The organism is Teichococcus globiformis (assembly GCF_042646265.1).
Lineage (GTDB): Bacteria > Pseudomonadota > Alphaproteobacteria > Acetobacterales > Acetobacteraceae > Pseudoroseomonas > Pseudoroseomonas globiformis.
Genome location: NZ_JBHRTN010000007.1, coordinates 416,743 through 432,433, shown reverse-complemented (window position 1 = coordinate 432,433; position 15,691 = coordinate 416,743). Strand labels below are relative to the sequence as shown.

Sequence of the window (15,691 nt, the reverse complement as noted above, 5' to 3'; positions counted from 1 at the left end):
CCCAAAACAGCATCCAACCATCACCACCGCGGGGTGGAGCAGCCCGGTAGCTCGTCAGGCTCATAACCTGAAGGTCACAGGTTCAAATCCTGTCCCCGCATCCCTTCCTCAGTAGATGAACTGATTGTGCTGCAGGCAGACGTTCTTGCAGTGCATAGACGTAGACCTGTCACTGCGGTAAATGCTCAAATCATGAGCACTGCGCTAACTCAATCGTCTATGTCCAAGCTTCGGCCTATCCAGATCGGAGATGTCGTCGTCTCTCGACCTGTGATCCTGGCGCCGATGTCTGGCGTCACTGATCTTCCATTCCGTCGGCTTTGCCGTGAACTTAATGGTCCGATGGTGGTGAGCGAGATGATCGCGAGCCAGGCCATGGTGCGCGAAAACCAGCAGACGTTGAAGATGGCTGAGGTCGACGGTTTTGGCGGGCCCGCAAGTGTTCAGTTAGCGGGCTGTGACCCTGAAGTTATGGCACAGGCAGCGAAGCTTGCCGTTGATCGTGGCGCTTCGATTGTCGACATCAACTTTGGCTGTCCTGTTAAGAAAGTCGCCCTCGGCCAACAAGCAGGTAGCGCGCTGATGCGTGACGAAGTCGCAGCAGCGAAAATCCTGTCTTCCGTTGTCGGGGCCGTTTCTGTCCCGGTGACGCTGAAGATGCGCATGGGCTGGGACCATCAGAGCCTTAATGCACCCCGCCTAGCCAAGATAGCAGAGGATGTTGGCATAAGGCTGGTGACGGTGCATGGACGCACCCGCCAGATGTTCTACACTGGCAGCGCAGACTGGGCTTTCATCCGCCAAGTCAAAGAAGCCGTCGGTATTCCTGTTATCGCGAATGGGGACATCCTCACGCTCGACGATGCGCAACGAGCCTTGGAAATGTCTGCGGCGGACGGCGTTATGGTGGGGCGGGGTTGCTATGGGCGACCCTGGTTGTTGGCCCAGATCGCCGAGTACCTCGCCACTGGAGCCATTCTGCCGCCGCCGAACTTGAGAGCGCAGTACAATGTACTTATGCGCCATTATGAGTACATCTTGAGCCACCATGGTGTTCAGCCAGGAATCCGGCTGGCCCGCAAACATGTGGCTTGGTACTCCAAAGGATTGCCTGGGTCAGCCGAGTTCCGAAGCGTGATCAACCGTGCCGATGATCCCGCTGAAGTTTACCATTTAATCGATAGGTTCTATCTTCCACTGATTGATCAAGGCATCGAGCGTGATGTCCAGACAGATATTGATGAAGACAACGGCATGCTGGCGGCATGATCCGCCAAGTCCTTCCCTACGTATCGGAGCCTGGATCAGCAGCGGCAGCTACAATAGATCTGGTTTCTGCAATCCCGATTCCTGTCATTGTTCTTGATCGCGATAATCGCTGTTGCTTTGCCAATCCTGCTGCCGAGCAATTTCTTCAACAGTCTTCCGCTACGCTCAAGCAGATGCTGCTCTCTGACCTTCTGCCTCTTGATAGCCGGCTTTTTTCTTTAGTCGACCAAGTTCGCCATCAGGAAGCCCCTATATCGGACCATAACCTTACATTGGAAAGTCCACGGCTTCATCGTGGCGGTGTGGCTGTTCACGGAGCGCCATTGCCCGAAATGCCGGGCGCTATCGTTCTGACCCTTCTAGACAGCAGCAAGGCGCAACAGTTGGAGCGGCAGCTTGACTTTCGGGGGGCAGCCCGAGGCGCATCGGCCATGGCGGCCATGTTGGCGCACGAGGTCAAAAATCCGTTGTCTGGCATAAGGGGAGCGGCTCAGCTTCTTGAACAGACTGCGAATGAAGACGACCGTGAGCTGTGCACGCTCATTCAAGATGAGGCTGATCGTATTCGAACACTTGTTGAACGGATGGAGATGTTCTCTGAACGCCCGGTTGAGCGTGCGAGCATCAACATTCACGAAGTTCTCGACCATGTTCGGCGCATCGCTACAACTGGCTTCGCCAGTCACATTCGAATTCTCGAGGACTACGATCCTTCCTTGCCCCCAGTTCTAGCAAACCGTGATCTTCTGGTGCAGGCATTATTGAATCTCGTCAAGAATGCTGCGGAAGCGGTTGATCCTCGATCAGGCGAGATTCAGCTTGCCACCGCCTATCATCACGGTGTGCGCATCGCGGTCGGTGGATCACGCGAGCGCGTTCATCTCCCGTTGCAGGTCAGCGTCCGTGATAATGGCCCCGGAATCCCCGAGGAAGTGGAAACGACGCTCTGGGAGCCTTTCATTAGCACCAAGCCAGGAGGGCAGGGCCTTGGCCTGGCCCTCGTTGCGAAGCTCGTGGCGGATCAAGGCGGCTTGATCGAGTGCGACAGTAGACCCGGACGTACTGTGTTCCGTCTTTCCCTCCCGATGGCTCCTGACACTATCTCGGGCCTCACGCAGACCAGGGATCCATGACCGAAACTCGCACCATCCTTGTGGCCGATGATGATCGCGCCATTCGAACCGTTCTGACTCAGGCGTTGAGCCGCGCTGGATACGCTGTACGAGCCACTTCCTCGGCCGCAACCCTTTGGAGATGGGTTGAAGAGGGTCTGGGCGATCTAGTGGTCACGGACGTCATCATGCCCGACGAGAATGGCCTGGATCTGGTCCCACGCATCAGGCGTGTACGACCCGATTTGCGGGTGGTTGTGATGTCCGCGCAGTCGACCTTCGTTACGGCCGTAAAGGCCGCTCAACGCGGCGCGTTCGAATACCTGCCCAAGCCGTTCGATTTGAAAGAACTGCTCGCCGTTGTCGCACGGGCCCTGGCGGCGCCTGCAGTCATCGTTCAAGAAAATGCGGAGACCGACGGCGAAAAGCTGCCTCTCATTGGGCGGTCGCCGGCCATGCAGGATATCTACCGCACCGTGGCTAGGCTGACGACCACCGACCTGACGGTGATGATTACGGGCGAGAGCGGTACCGGTAAGGAATTGGTGTCCCGTGCCCTACACGATTATGGCCGTCGACGCGCGGGTCCCTTCATCGCGATCAACATGGCGGCCATCCCGCGCGAATTGATTGAAAGCGAGTTGTTTGGTCACGAGCGTGGTGCGTTCACAGGTGCTCTTGCCCGAGGCGTAGGCCGCTTTGAACAGGCTGCCGGAGGAACACTGTTCCTGGACGAGATTGGGGACATGCCTCCTGAAGCTCAGACCCGGCTCCTGAGAGTTCTTCAGGAAGGTGAGTTCACCACGGTCGGAGGTCGCAATCCTATCAAGGCGAATGTCCGGATCGTGGCCGCAACGCACCGAGATCTCCGACAAGCCATACGTCAGGGACTCTTCCGGGAGGATCTGTTCTACAGGTTGAACGTTGTTCCGATCCGTCTGCCGCCGCTACGCGAGCGGGCCGAGGACATTTCGTTGCTGGCCCGGCATTTCCTAGAGCGAGCAAAGGCATCTGGCTTGCCTGGCAAGCAGCTCGACGAAACGGCGGTGGATCGTCTGCGGCAGCATAGCTGGCCGGGAAATGCCCGCGAGTTGGAGAACCTGATGCGGCGCCTGGCTGCCCTCTATCCACAGGAGGTCATCGGCGCCGATGCGGTTCACGCTGAACTGATGGACGCTGAAAACCAGATCGACGAAGGCCGCTCAGGGCCTGAAACGTTGGAACAGGCGGTCGAACGTCATCTCAGTGGTTTCGTGGCTGCGCAAAGGGACGGCCTTCCTGTGCGCGACCTTTATGAACGTGTATTAGCAGAAGTGGAGCGACCTCTCCTGAGGCTCGCCCTTGCCGCCACCCGTGGAAATCAGATCAAGGCTGCGGCTATGCTCGGCTTGAACCGCAACACATTGCGGAAGAAGATCCGGGAGCTTGATCTGCCTGTTGTTCGTGGCCTCCCGTGAGCTTGCGGCGCGCGGCGCCCCGCACCGCTCCCGGTTTCGGGCGGAAAACACTCGATCTCCTACTAGGGCGCGGCGTCACCTTGACCCTTGCCCTGGGCGCTCTTCTTTTGGGTATCGGCACCTTCACCCTGTTGTCTGGCGGTAGCCCATTCGGCCCCACCCGCCCTGGCCAGGTTGTGGCTATGGTGCTGATCAACGCACTATTCCTTCTTCTTCTGCTTGTGTCCTTGACCGTGCGGCTTGTGCGTGTCTGGGCAGAGCGTCGGCGTGGCTCGGCTGGATCGAGGCTCCACGTCAGGCTGGTCATGCTGTTCAGCGTTGTGGCCGTGGTTCCGGCTCTTTTGGTTGCCATATTTGCGGCTGTCTTTTTTAACCTCGGCATTCAGGCATGGTTCAGCGATCGGGTACGCAGCACACTGGAAGCCAGTCTGGTCGCATCGCGCGCCTATCTCGACGAGCATCGCAACACCATCCGCGGTGACGCTTTGGCGATGGCAGCCGATTTGAATCGGGCAGGGCGCCTTCTCGACACAAACCAATATGGCTTTGCTCAGATCCTGGCGACTCATACCGCCCTGAGGGGCCTGACGGAGTCGGTGGTTTTTGAACCAACCCTGAACCGCGTGATTTCGCATGCGGGGCTGACCACCACTGCCGTGCTGGAGCCTCTACCCGCCTGGGCGTTGGAACTGGTTCGGAGCGGCGAGGTAGCCGTGCTGCCGGGAGAATCGGAAGAAGGGCGTGTCAGGGCGCTGGTGGAACTCGATATCGGTCACGGCCTGATGTTGCTGATCGGCCGGCCGGTAGATCCCGGGGTCATAGAGCATATGCAGCGCACAGAACGTGCCTTTCAGCAATATGACCAGCTGGATCGCAACCGATCTGGTCTGCAGATCACCTTTGCCATGATCTTCGCCATCGCCGCATTGCTGGTGCTCATGGCTGCTGTGCTGATCGGCCTGGTCATTGCAAACCAGATTGCCAGACCGCTCGCCAGGCTAATCGTGGCTGCGGACCGGGTGCGAGGAGGGGACCTGTCAGTCCGAGTTGCTGAAGGCGAGGCGGATGACGAGGTCGGCACACTATCGCGCGCCTTCAACCGCATGACCAACCAGCTCGCGGCGCAGCGCAGTGAGTTACTGGAAGCATATCGGCAGATCGACGAACGGCGGCGCTTTACCGAGACGGTGCTGTCAGGCGTCTCTGCTGGGGTAATCGGGCTGGATACGGAAGGGCGAATCAACCTGCCGAACCGATCCGCCAGCGAATTGCTGGGACTTCAACTCGAAGCGGAGATCGGCCGAAGCTTGGCGCAGGTTGTCCCTGAATTTTCCACTCTGCTCCAGAAGGCTCTGGCTCTGCCAGAGCGGTCTCATGTCGCGGAAGTGCGGATTGGCGCCGCGTCGGAGCGGCGCACGGTTCTGGCTAAGATCGGCGCGGAACTTCTGCGCGGGCAAGTTGCGGGGTTCGTGGTGACCTTCGACGACATCACGGAGTTGCTTTCGGCCCAACGCAAGGCAGCCTGGGCCGATGTTGCGCGCAGAATTGCTCACGAGATCAAGAACCCCCTCACGCCAATTCAATTGTCCGCCGAGCGTCTGAAACGCCGCTACCTCAAGGAAATCCAATCCGATCCGGAAACCTTCCGCGCGTGTACGGACACGATTGTCCGGCAGGTTGGTGATATCGGACGGATGGTGGATGAATTCTCCGCCTTCGCGCGCATGCCGCAGCCCGTGATGCGACCAGAGGCTCTTGACCAAATCATGCGGGAAGCCCTCGTGCTGCAGCAGGCGGCCCATGCGGATATCACCTACGAGACCTCCATTGCTCCAGAGGCTCCACGGCTCTCCTGTGATCGAAGGTTGATCGGGCAAGCCCTTACAAATCTACTGACCAATGCTGCCGACGCTGTTGCGATGAAGTGTCAAGCCGTTTCCGCGGACAGGGCCGAGGAGCCCAGTCAGATCCGTCTTGCCCTTGAATTAGTGGAAGATGGCGTCATCCTAGCCGTAGAGGATAATGGCCTGGGACTGCCACAAGGCGAGGAACGGGAGCGTCTGACGGAGCCTTATGTCACTCACAAGCCGAAAGGAACCGGCCTCGGACTTGCCATCGTGAAGAAGATCATGGAGGACCATGGAGGCCGCCTTGCACTGGCGGAGCGTGTCGATGCGGATGGGCATGTTCTGCCTGGAGCGCGCGCTTCACTGTTCCTGCCGTTTCGCCGCGCCGAGGCCGGCATGACGCGACCTGCAACGGAGATGCACCGCCATGGCGCATGAGATCCTGATCGTCGACGACGAGCCAGACATCCGCGCCCTGATGGAGGGTATCCTTTCGGATGAAGGCTACGACACTCGGGTCGCACAGAATTCTGACACTGCCCTGGCCGCTTTCCGCGCAAGAAGGCCGAGCCTGGTCATTCTCGATATCTGGCTACAGAACTCCCGGCTGGATGGCCTCGGCATCCTCGAAGTCATGCAGCGCGAAGAGCCACAGGTCCCGATCGTCATGATTTCGGGCCATGGCACCATCGAGACAGCTGTGCAGGCCATTCAGCAGGGCGCCTACGACTTTATCGAGAAGCCGTTCAAGTCCGATCGTCTGCTCCTGATTGCCGAACGTGCGCTGGAGGCGGCACGGCTGAAGCGCGAAGTCAGCGAACTCAAGCTACGTGCGGGAGCCGAGACCGAGCTTCTGGGTCACTCATCGCCCATCAGCCAGCTCCGCAATGCCATCGAACGTGTTGCTCCTACGGGCAGCCGCGTGCTGATTTCTGGACCTGCGGGCGCCGGCAAGGAAGTGGCGGCGCGTATGATCCATGCACGGTCCCGCCGATCGACCGAGCCGTTCGTCGCTTTGAACTGCGCGACGCTGAACCCGTCCCGTTTCGAAGAGGAGCTGTTCGGCATCGAGGCCAGCAACGATCCGCAGGCACCGCCGCGGCGTGCCGGGGTCTTGGAGCGTGCCCATGGGGGAACCCTGCTGCTGGATGAGGTGGCCGACATGCCGCTGGAAACGCAGGGCAAGATCGTGCGCGCTCTCCAGGAGCAAGGGTTTGAGCGCGTTGGCGGTGCGACCCGCATCAAGGTGGATGTGAGAGTAATCGCCACCACCAACCGGGATCTTGCCACGGAGATCGGTGCTGGCCGCTTCCGTGAAGATCTTTATTACCGCCTGGCGGTGGTGCCGCTTCGTGCGCCTTCGTTAAGGGAGCGGCGGGAGGATGTGCCGGTCCTGGCCCGTCACTTCATGACCCGTTCGGCCGAGATATCCGGGGTTCCGTCGCGGGAACTTTCCGAGGACGTACTGGCTGCATTGCAGGCCTATGACTGGCCCGGCAATGTCCGGCAGCTCCGCAACTTGGTGGATTGGTTGTTGATCATGGCTCCCGGAAGCGTGGGGGAACCGATCCGCCCTGAAATGCTTCCACCGGAAGTCGGCTCGGCCGCTCCTGCCGCGCTAAAGCTGGATCGTTCATCCGAAATCATGACCCTGCCGCTCCGGGAAGCTCGCGAGCTCTTCGAACGCCAGTATCTGGAGGCGCAGCTGCTTCGCTTCGGCGGCAACATCAGCCGAACTGCCAATTTTGTTGGGATGGAGCGCAGTGCACTTCATCGCAAGCTGAAGTTCCTGGGTGTTCAGGCCGAGGACCGCGCCGCCCAGCTCTGACGCAGCCGCTCAGTTGACCCTTCCATCAACCTCTGTCCAGGATCAAATGGGGCATGTCTCGAATCGCCTATGTCAATGGCCGCTACCTGCCGCAACGACATGCCAGCGTGAACATCGAGGACCGGGGTTATCAGTTCGGAGACGGCATCTACGAGGTTGTTCACCTGTACAAGAATCGTCTTGTGGACGAGAAGCGGCACCTGGATCGGCTGGAGCGTTCGCTCAAGGAGATAAAGCTTCCTATGCCAGTGCCGCGACTTGCGTTGCTGGCCATCCTGCAGGAAGTGGCCCGTCGCAACAGGGTGGCGGAAGGCCTGCTCTATATGCAGGTGACCCGTGGTGTTGCCCGGCGTGAGCATTCTTTCCCTGCAAGTCCCCCGCCTCCTGCGCTGGTCGTCACTGTGCGGCGCATTCGCCCTTATCCAGCCTCCATCGATGGCTGGGGAGGCTCAGCGATCACGGCGCCTGACCATCGGTGGGCCCGGCGTGACATCAAGAGCATCAACCTCTTGCCGAACGTGCTGGCCCGCCAGGCAGCTCGAGAGCAGGGCGCCATAGAGGCCATTCTATATGAACCCCAGACCGGAATGGTAACGGAGGGGGCTGCCACAAGCTTCTGGATCGTTGACGAAGCCGGTCGCCTCCGCACACGCGCCTTGTCGCATGATATTCTGCCAGGCTGCACGAGGGATGCCCTCATGGCAGAGCTCAATGAGGCAGGTATCCCATTCGACGAACGTGCCTTCAATCTTGATGAGCTGTCGCGCGCGCGCGAAGCGTTTCTGACCTCAGCCACGTCCTTTGTGAAGCCGATCCTGCGCATCGACCACAAGGATGTGGGAGAAGGTGCGCCCGGCCCCATCAGCCGTTTGCTCTTCGATCTGTTTGCCCGGCATGTTCAGGGTGGTTTGGCCAACAAGGCATGAACCGCCATTGCCCTGAGGTGATTCTATGGGACTGGGATAACACCCTGGTTGACGCTTGGATGGGCGTACAGGCCGGCATGAACGCTGCTTTGCGGCACTTCGATAAGCCGGAATGGACGCTTCAAGAAGTGCGTGACCGCGCCCGTTTGTCGCTTCGTGACTCCTTCCCAACAATCTTTGGATCGCAGTGGGAGGAGGCCCGGGATGTCTTCTATGCCGCGGTCCGAGATCGTCACCTTGATGGCTTGATGCCTCTTCCCGGAGTGATGGAGGCCCTGGAAGCATGCAGGCATGTTCCGCTCTGCATCGTGTCAAACAAGCAGGGCGCCATTCTGCGAGCGGAGGTTGCCCACCTTGGATGGCAAAGTCGATTTGCTGCTGTGGTCGGCGCCGGCGACGCAGAGGCCGATAAGCCATCGGCAGCCCCAATCCTCCTGGCTCTTGAGGCCGTTTCACATCAGGCTGGCAAACGAATCTGGTTTGTGGGCGACACTGGCGTTGACATCCGGGCCGCCAACTCGGCCGGTTGCACCTCTGTTCTGGTGGGTGGGGCGGAGCATGACGGGGGAGTGGCTGCATTGCAGCCGGACCTTGCTTTCAATGATGCTCATGAACTGGCAAACTTCCTGCTCGGACTTGCCAAGTCCCCCCCGATTGCATGATGTTGCGCTCGAACCGGTGAGCATCCTGCTCACGGGGGCGTAGCCCTGTGTATGATCCGCGTCTATGCGCTAAAGACAACGCTTCGGCTCGCCAAGAAAAAGAAGGACCCGAGCCCATGGCCGCCGAGAAGTCCCAGAATGTTCAGGACGTGTTCCTGAACCATGTCCGGAAGAGCAAGACGCCTGTGACCATTTTTTTGGTCAACGGCGTGAAGCTCCAAGGCATTATTACCTGGTTCGATAATTTTTCTGTTCTTTTGCGTCGCGACGGCCATACGCAGCTGGTCTACAAGCATGCGATCAGCACGGTCATGCCTGGCGCCCCGATCATGCTGTTCGACGCCGCAGCGGCAGGACAGCCTGCGGGATCAGCGGCGCCAGCCACGGGCTCGGTGGCACGTGAAGGAACAATGACATTGCAACGTGAGGTTAATCCTGTCGGCACCTCCGACCAATAACAGCGACATGAACGGCAAGCCCACGCTTGCCGCAGTTTTGCTGCCGCATGATCGTCCCGCCCGAGTGGCGGAGGCGGAAAATCTCCGCGTCTTTCCCGATGCCCGTTCTACCCCGCGCGCCGCGGAAGCGCGGCTTGCTGAGGCGGTAGGCCTAGCTGCGTCGATCGGCCTGACCATCGTGCACAGCGCGGCCTATCCTGTGCGTGCGCGACGGCCTTCGACCCTGCTCGGCACAGGGCAGGTCGAGATGGCCGCAGCGGCTATCGAAGAGCATCAGATCAGCGTGGTTGTTGTGGACGCAGCCCTCACGCCAGTGCAGCAGCGAAATCTCGAACGCGCTTGGCGGTGCAAGGTCATCGACCGCACTGGCCTGATTCTCGAAATCTTCGGCGAGCGCGCCCGGACGCGCGAAGGTGCGCTGCAGGTCGAACTTGCCCATCTTGAATACCAACGGACAAGACTGGTCCGCTCATGGACGCACCTTGAACGTCAGAGAGGTGGTTTCGGCTTTCTGGGCGGCCCTGGCGAAAGTCAGATCGAAATCGATCGGCGCCTGATCGGCGATAGGATCGTTAAGCTCAAACGTGAGCTGGACCAGGTTCGCCGTACTCGTGGCTTGCATCGCTCTGCGCGATCTCGCGTGCCATTTCCGGTGGTCGCACTTGTGGGCTACACCAATGCCGGAAAGTCAACGCTGTTCAATGCTCTAACGGGAGCGGGCGTGTACGCCCAGGATCAGCTCTTCGCTACGCTTGACCCCACAATGCGTGCCATTCGCTTGCCGAGCGGCCGCACGATCATCTTGTCGGATACGGTCGGGTTCATCAGTGACCTGCCAACCCAATTGATCGAGGCATTTCGCGCGACGCTTGAGGAAGTTTCTGCCGCAGATATCATCATGCATGTGCGTGACGTGGCGCACCCAGACAGCGCCGCCCAACGCTCCGACGTCATAGCGGTGCTGGAGGAGATGACATCCGGCCCACAGGCGTCGCTGGATACGGACTGGCCGACCCGCACTGTCGAGGTGCTGAACAAGGCCGATCTGATCGGCGGTACAGCGGAAGTGGCCGGAGCGGACACAGCCGCTACCATTGCGGTGTCCGCGCTGACAGGTGAGGGGCTGGAGCGACTTCGCTCCACCCTGGATTCCAAGTTGGCAGCTGGGATGCAGGTCGTTGACTATGCCATTGCGGTAGATGATGGAGCGCGAATGGCCTGGCTCTACGAGCATGGAGAAGTTCTGTCCCGGCATGATGGGCCCGACGGCATCTCTCTTACGGTCCGCTTGTCGCCGGCCGATCGAGCTCGCTTTGAGCAGCGATAGCGCCTGAGATCCCAGCATGACCCAACCGTTTACTGATCAGCACATGGCAGTTGTCGCCCGTATTCTGCGAGATGCAGCCATGGCAGAGATCCGGCCCCGGTTCCGGCGCCTGCGCGCCGACGCGGTCCGGTTCAAGAGCAGCCCTACAGACCTTGTGACCGATGCCGATGAAGCGGCTGAGCGTCGCATCACTGCGGAACTGCGTCGCTTCTTTCCTGGATGCGTAGTCGTTGGCGAGGAAAGCTGTGCCGCTGATCCGGCTCTCCTGCAAAGCTGGAGCAAGTCCGACTTGGTCTTCTTTGTGGATCCTGTGGACGGCACCGCGAACTTCGCCGCAGGAGTGCCACTCTTCGGCAGCATGGCCGCAGCCGTTCAGGGGGGTGAAGTGATCGCCGCGTGGATCTATGATCCCATGGGCGATGATACGGCAATGGCCATCCGGGGAAAAGGCGCATGGATCGAGACGCCATGTGGGCAGAGGTCGGACCTCCAGGTTGCATCCCCAGCGCCTGTTTCCGAAATGCTGGCCAGCATCTCGTGGACCTACATGGCTGAACCAATCCGCAGCCGTGTGGCGCATCGTATGACGCGGTTCAGGGGCGGCATGCAGTTCCGCTGCGCCGCGCATGAGTATCGGCTCGTTGCCGGTGGAGGATCCCATATCCTCGTATACCACCGTCTGATGCCGTGGGATCATCTGCCCGGTTGGTTACTGCACCGGGAGGCGGGTGGTTACAGCGCGCGCTTTGACGGCAGCGAGTATCGCCCGGAGCATGTTTCCGGTGGCTTGATCGTTGCGCCTGATCGCAGCAGTTGGGATGCCGTACGAACAGCGCTTCTGGATTGAGGATCCAGCTACTCGCCGCGCTTTACCTCTGACCAGAGCTCTTCCATCTCAGGCAGAGAAAGCTCGCTCAAGGTGCTGCCACGTCGGGAGGCCAGGGCTTCGATGCCGTTAAAACGCCTTTCGAACTTCGCATTGGCCTGACGCAAGCACGCCTCAGGATCGAGGTCCAGCTTTCGTGCCAAATTGGCTACAACGAAAAGAAGGTCGCCCATTTCATCGGCCAGCCTTTCCGGCGCTCCTAGCGGCAGCTCGGCCTGAAGTTCCTCAGTTTCTTCTGTAAGCTTATGGAACACCGCTGCGACATCGGGCCAGTCAAACCCTACCCGCGCAGCCCGCCGTGTCAGCTTTGTAGCCCGAGTCAGGCCGGGCAGGGCAGTCGCCACGCCAGCCAGCACTTGATGCTCCTGTCTCTGTGCCCGCTCCTGAACCTTTTGATCTTCCCAGGCACGGTTTTGTTCATCCACGTTCCGCGCGTCTGCACTGGCAAAAACATGAGGGTGGCGCCTTACCATCTTCTCGGCAATCGAAGACGCAACATCGTCGAAGGTGAAGAGCCCATCTTCTTGCGCTATCCTGGAATGGTAGACAACCTGCAGCAGCAGATCCCCCAGTTCATCCCGCAATGATGCAGCATCCTGATGGATAATGGCGTCGGCGACCTCGTAGGCTTCTTCGATGGTGTAGGGGGCAATGGATTGGAAGGTTTGGACTTGATCCCAGGGACATCCATCTGGTTGCCGCAGCCGTCCCATGATGGCAACCAAACGCCGCAGGGGGTCGGCTATGTCGTCGGTGGTCATCGATCCCTCGCCATCCGCATAAATCGTATAAGGAAGATTATGTAAATCTAAAGTTCAAGTACCATCCCGTCGTAAGCTGCTTCTAGTCCGTCAGGCAGGTTTCTGCTCATCCAATCCCAGTCTAGGTCCTGTCCCATGTGCGTCAGGATGGTACGGCGCGGCTGAAGATGCCGCCTCCATTGCTGCACAAGGTCCAGATGGGCGTGAACGGCATGCGGGTGCCGTTGGAAGCATCCAACGATCCAAGTGTCCACCCCTTGAAGAACGGACATGCTCTCCGCCGGCATTGCTACAACATCGGTCGAGTAAGCAAAGCTACCGAGACGAAGGCCGATGGTTTCCATGACCTTATGATCTTGGCGGAACAGGGTCACCTCCATGCCCGCCATTTCCACCACCTCACCCGGATGGATGATGTGCGGCGTCAGGGCCGGCCTGAAGAAGACCGGTGGTGTGGGCGATCGGAAGATATAATCGAAGCGGACCTTCAGGGCGTCCATGGTATCGGACGTCGCGTAAACAGGTATGGCCGCGCCCAAGGCTCGGTTCAGCGGGCGGACCTCGTCTAGCCCCATGACATGGTCTGCATGCGCGTGGGTGATAAACAAGGCATCGATCCGCCCAACGCCATTCCGAAGAAGCTGGGCGCGCAGATCGGGTCCGGCATCGACCAGCAATCGTCCCCCGTGCTCACCATCGATCAGGATTGAAGACCGTGTGCGCCGATTAAGGGGCTGGCCCGGGTCACAGTGCCCCCAATCCCCGCGCCCATCCTGCCCACCGAGCGTCGGTACACCAGCGGAACCTCCGCAGCCCAGCACCGTGACCTTCAGTCCCATCACTGCGCTTGGCGGAACAACGTCACGAAATTCCGGCTGGTTTGCGTCGCCAGTTCCTCCAGGGTGACGGCTCGCAGCTCGGCCAGTCTTGCCGCAGTCAGCTTTACGAAGGCGGGTTCGTTGCGCTTCCCGCGATGCGGCGTCGGAGCCAAATAAGGGGCATCCGTCTCTACCAGGAGCCGGTCTGCCGGCACTGTCGCCGCTATGGTTCGCAGCGCTTCCGCCTTTGGGAAAGTCACCATGCCGGAAAAGGAAATGTACCCGCCAAGTTCAAGTGCCGTCTGTGCCAGCGCAACACCGGAGCTGAAGCAGTGCAACAGAAAGGGAAAGGCGCCGGCTTCCATCTCTTCCCTCAGGATGCGGGCAATATCGTCGTCCGCATCCCGGGCATGGATCACGAGAGGCAATCCGGTCACTCGAGCGGCGGCGATATGACGGCGAAATCCCTCTTGCTGAACCTCAGCCGGAGCTTTGTCATAGAAGTAGTCGAGGCCGCTCTCGCCCAGCCCAATGATCCGCGGATGATTCGAAGCCGCCACGAGCTCCTCAACAGCAGGGAGTGGCCCCTCCCCGACGTTCTGCGGATGCACCCCCACCGTTCCCCAGACATCAGCATGCCGCTCGGCCATGGCCTTGACGGCTCTGGCCTGATCCAGCCGAACGCCGATGGTCACGAAACGGGTGACTCCAGCACTACGCGCCCGTTCGAGAACATCCGGCAGCTCAGCATCGCTGAAGTAATCGAGATGGCAGTGGCTATCGATCAGCATCACGGCTGCTCGTCGACAATTTTTTGAAACAACGGCGTTGGGGGTGGCAGGAGAGTTCCAGCCGGTAAAGCTTCCGCAAGGTCAGGCAAAGATCTCGCTTCTTGAGGTACGCCGAGCTGATCCAGCATGTGGCGCATAGTGTCCGGCATGAAGGGCTGCAACACCGTGGCAAGAGTACGTAGCGCGGTATGCAGATGCCGTAGAACGGTCTCCATCCGAGCCATGTCAGTCTTCCGCAAGGACCATGGCTTCTGCGAGTCGATCCATGAATTGCCGAGCCGCGTCAGCACCCAGATCCGCTCCAGCGCCTCATGGAAGGCTTGTCGCCCGATCGCATCGTCCACTTCAGCCACGAGGCCAGCAACCGCAGCCAGAAAGTCATCATCTGCCGGATCGGGTTTTGCGGCTGCTGGCAACGTCCCTGCACAATTCTTCTGTAGCAGCGCCAATGTACGCTGAGCCAGGTTGCCCAGATCATTGGCCAGTTCGCTGTTGAGCCGACCAATCAACGCGCGGCGGCTGAAATCCCCATCGTTGCCGAAGGGCACCTCCCGAAGGAGAAAGAAGCGGACCGGATCAAGGCCGAACTCTTCAACCAGAGCAAGCGGGTCAATAACATTGCCCAGAGATTTTGAGATCTTCTGGCCTTCGTTGGTCCACCAGCCATGCGCGAAGACGCGCTTCGGCGTCGGCAAGCCCGCCGCCATCAGGAATGCAGGCCAGTACACCGTGTGGAAGCGCAGGATATCCTTGCCGACGAAGTGAACATCGGCCGGCCAGAAGGACCATGTGTCCGGGTCCTGAGCAGGATAGCCGAGTGCCGTGATGTAGTTGGTCAGTGCATCCAGCCACACATACATCACGTGGTCCGGATCATTCGGCACCGGAACACCCCATCGAAAGGAGGTGCGTGAAATCGACAGATCCGTCAGTCCACTCTTGACGAAGCTGATCACCTCGTTGCGCCTGGTGGCCGGCGCAATGAAGTCAGGATGGGCTTCGTAGAAGGCAAGAAGTCGGTCTTGCCAGGCCGATAAGCGGAAGAAGTAGGACGGCTCCCTCACCCACTCGACTGGCGCCCCGGTGGGCGCGATCTTCTGCCCATTCTTCTCCTGGACCTCATCAGGGCCGTAGAACGCCTCGTCGCGAACGGCGTACCACCCTTCATAGTGGCCGAGGTAGATTTCACCCTTCGCGCTCAATGTGTTCCACAGCGCGGTACAGGCTTGCTTGTGGCGCTCCTCGGTGGTGCGGATGAAAGCGTCGTTCGAGAAGTTCATCCGGTGCGTCAGATCACGGAAGGCCTCGCTGACCTCATCGGTGAAAGCCTTGGGATCCACGCCACGCGCTTCCGCCGCCTTCTCCACCTTCTGACCATGCTCGTCGGTGCCAGTCAGAAAGAACACTTTCTCGCCCTTCAGGCGGCGCCAGCGTGCCATCACATCAGCCGCCAGGGAGGTGTAGGCGTGCCCGATATGAGGCTTGTCGTTCACATAATAGATGGGCGTCGTGAGATAAGTGCGGCGCTCGCTTGTCATGCTCATGGTCC

14 protein-coding genes and 1 tRNA gene are annotated in these 15,691 nt (G+C 59.8%); 11 read left to right on the top strand and 4 right to left on the bottom strand.

Annotated features, from left to right (window positions below):
• Positions 1–27 precede the first annotated feature (27 nt).
• The 11 genes from ACFOD4_RS07265 to ACFOD4_RS07215 all read left to right on the top strand — a co-directional run bounded on the left by ACFOD4_RS07265 (position 28) and on the right by ACFOD4_RS07215 (position 11,733).
• Positions 28–101: transfer RNA gene (locus ACFOD4_RS07265), tRNA-Met, on the top strand.
• Positions 102–192: 91 nt separating this feature from the next.
• Positions 193–1,269: a tRNA dihydrouridine synthase DusB gene (gene dusB / locus ACFOD4_RS07260; protein ID WP_379595257.1), complete on the top strand. Its 1,077-nt coding sequence runs from the start codon at positions 193–195 to the stop codon at positions 1,267–1,269.
• Positions 1,266–2,402, top strand: coding sequence for a two-component system sensor histidine kinase NtrB (locus ACFOD4_RS07255; RefSeq protein ID WP_379595256.1), 1,137 nt, complete (start codon positions 1,266–1,268; stop codon positions 2,400–2,402). Before dusB ends, ACFOD4_RS07255 begins: the two co-directional genes overlap by 4 nt.
• Complete coding sequence (ntrC, locus tag ACFOD4_RS07250; protein ID WP_379595255.1) at positions 2,399–3,838, top strand: nitrogen regulation protein NR(I); 1,440 nt, start codon at positions 2,399–2,401, stop codon at positions 3,836–3,838. Before ACFOD4_RS07255 ends, ntrC begins: the two co-directional genes overlap by 4 nt.
• A 2-nt stretch (positions 3,839–3,840) precedes the next feature.
• On the top strand, positions 3,841–6,123 hold the full coding sequence (locus tag ACFOD4_RS07245) for a sensor histidine kinase NtrY-like (protein ID WP_379595254.1): 2,283 nt from the start codon (positions 3,841–3,843) through the stop codon (positions 6,121–6,123).
• Positions 6,113–7,513 carry a nitrogen assimilation response regulator NtrX gene (gene ntrX / locus ACFOD4_RS07240; RefSeq protein ID WP_379595253.1) on the top strand — a complete coding sequence of 467 codons (1,401 nt, stop codon included), beginning with the start codon at positions 6,113–6,115 and terminating at the stop codon, positions 7,511–7,513. The genes ACFOD4_RS07245 and ntrX overlap by 11 nt, the downstream gene beginning before the upstream one ends.
• 53 nt (positions 7,514–7,566) lie before the next feature.
• A complete protein-coding gene (locus ACFOD4_RS07235; RefSeq protein ID WP_379595252.1) occupies positions 7,567–8,439 on the top strand; it encodes a D-amino-acid transaminase in 873 nt (290 codons plus the stop codon).
• Positions 8,436–9,101 carry an HAD family hydrolase gene (locus ACFOD4_RS07230; protein ID WP_379595251.1) on the top strand — a complete coding sequence of 222 codons (666 nt, stop codon included), beginning with the start codon at positions 8,436–8,438 and terminating at the stop codon, positions 9,099–9,101. The genes ACFOD4_RS07235 and ACFOD4_RS07230 overlap by 4 nt, the downstream gene beginning before the upstream one ends.
• A gap of 116 nt (positions 9,102–9,217) precedes the next feature.
• Positions 9,218–9,559 (top strand): RNA chaperone Hfq, encoded by a 342-nt coding sequence (gene hfq / locus ACFOD4_RS07225; RefSeq protein ID WP_379595250.1) that lies wholly within the window; start codon positions 9,218–9,220, stop codon positions 9,557–9,559.
• A gap of 7 nt (positions 9,560–9,566) precedes the next feature.
• Positions 9,567–10,886, top strand: a complete 1,320-nt coding sequence (gene hflX / locus ACFOD4_RS07220; protein WP_379595249.1) for a GTPase HflX — start codon at positions 9,567–9,569, stop codon at positions 10,884–10,886.
• A gap of 16 nt (positions 10,887–10,902) precedes the next feature.
• A complete protein-coding gene (locus tag ACFOD4_RS07215; protein ID WP_379595248.1) occupies positions 10,903–11,733 on the top strand; it encodes an inositol monophosphatase family protein in 831 nt (276 codons plus the stop codon).
• A gap of 8 nt (positions 11,734–11,741) precedes the next feature.
• Here the strand turns inward: ACFOD4_RS07215 and mazG are convergent, their stop codons facing one another.
• Genes mazG through metG form a run of 4 tightly spaced genes read right to left on the bottom strand, consistent with a single transcriptional unit; the run spans position 11,742 to position 15,680 of the window.
• Positions 11,742–12,533 carry a nucleoside triphosphate pyrophosphohydrolase gene (mazG, locus tag ACFOD4_RS07210; protein WP_379595247.1) on the bottom strand — a complete coding sequence of 264 codons (792 nt, stop codon included), beginning with the start codon at positions 12,531–12,533 and terminating at the stop codon, positions 11,742–11,744.
• Between the two features lie 47 nt (positions 12,534–12,580).
• Positions 12,581–13,366: an MBL fold metallo-hydrolase gene (locus ACFOD4_RS07205; protein WP_379595279.1), complete on the bottom strand. Its 786-nt coding sequence runs from the start codon at positions 13,364–13,366 to the stop codon at positions 12,581–12,583.
• 5 nt (positions 13,367–13,371) lie between these two features.
• A complete protein-coding gene (locus tag ACFOD4_RS07200) occupies positions 13,372–14,142 on the bottom strand; it encodes a TatD family hydrolase (protein ID WP_379595246.1) in 771 nt (256 codons plus the stop codon).
• The gene (metG, locus tag ACFOD4_RS07195) at positions 14,142–15,680 is read right to left on the bottom strand and encodes a methionine--tRNA ligase (RefSeq protein ID WP_379595245.1); all 1,539 of its coding nucleotides are present in this window, start codon (positions 15,678–15,680) and stop codon (positions 14,142–14,144) included. Before metG ends, ACFOD4_RS07200 begins: the two co-directional genes overlap by 1 nt.
• Between the last annotated feature and the right edge of the window lie 11 nt (positions 15,681–15,691).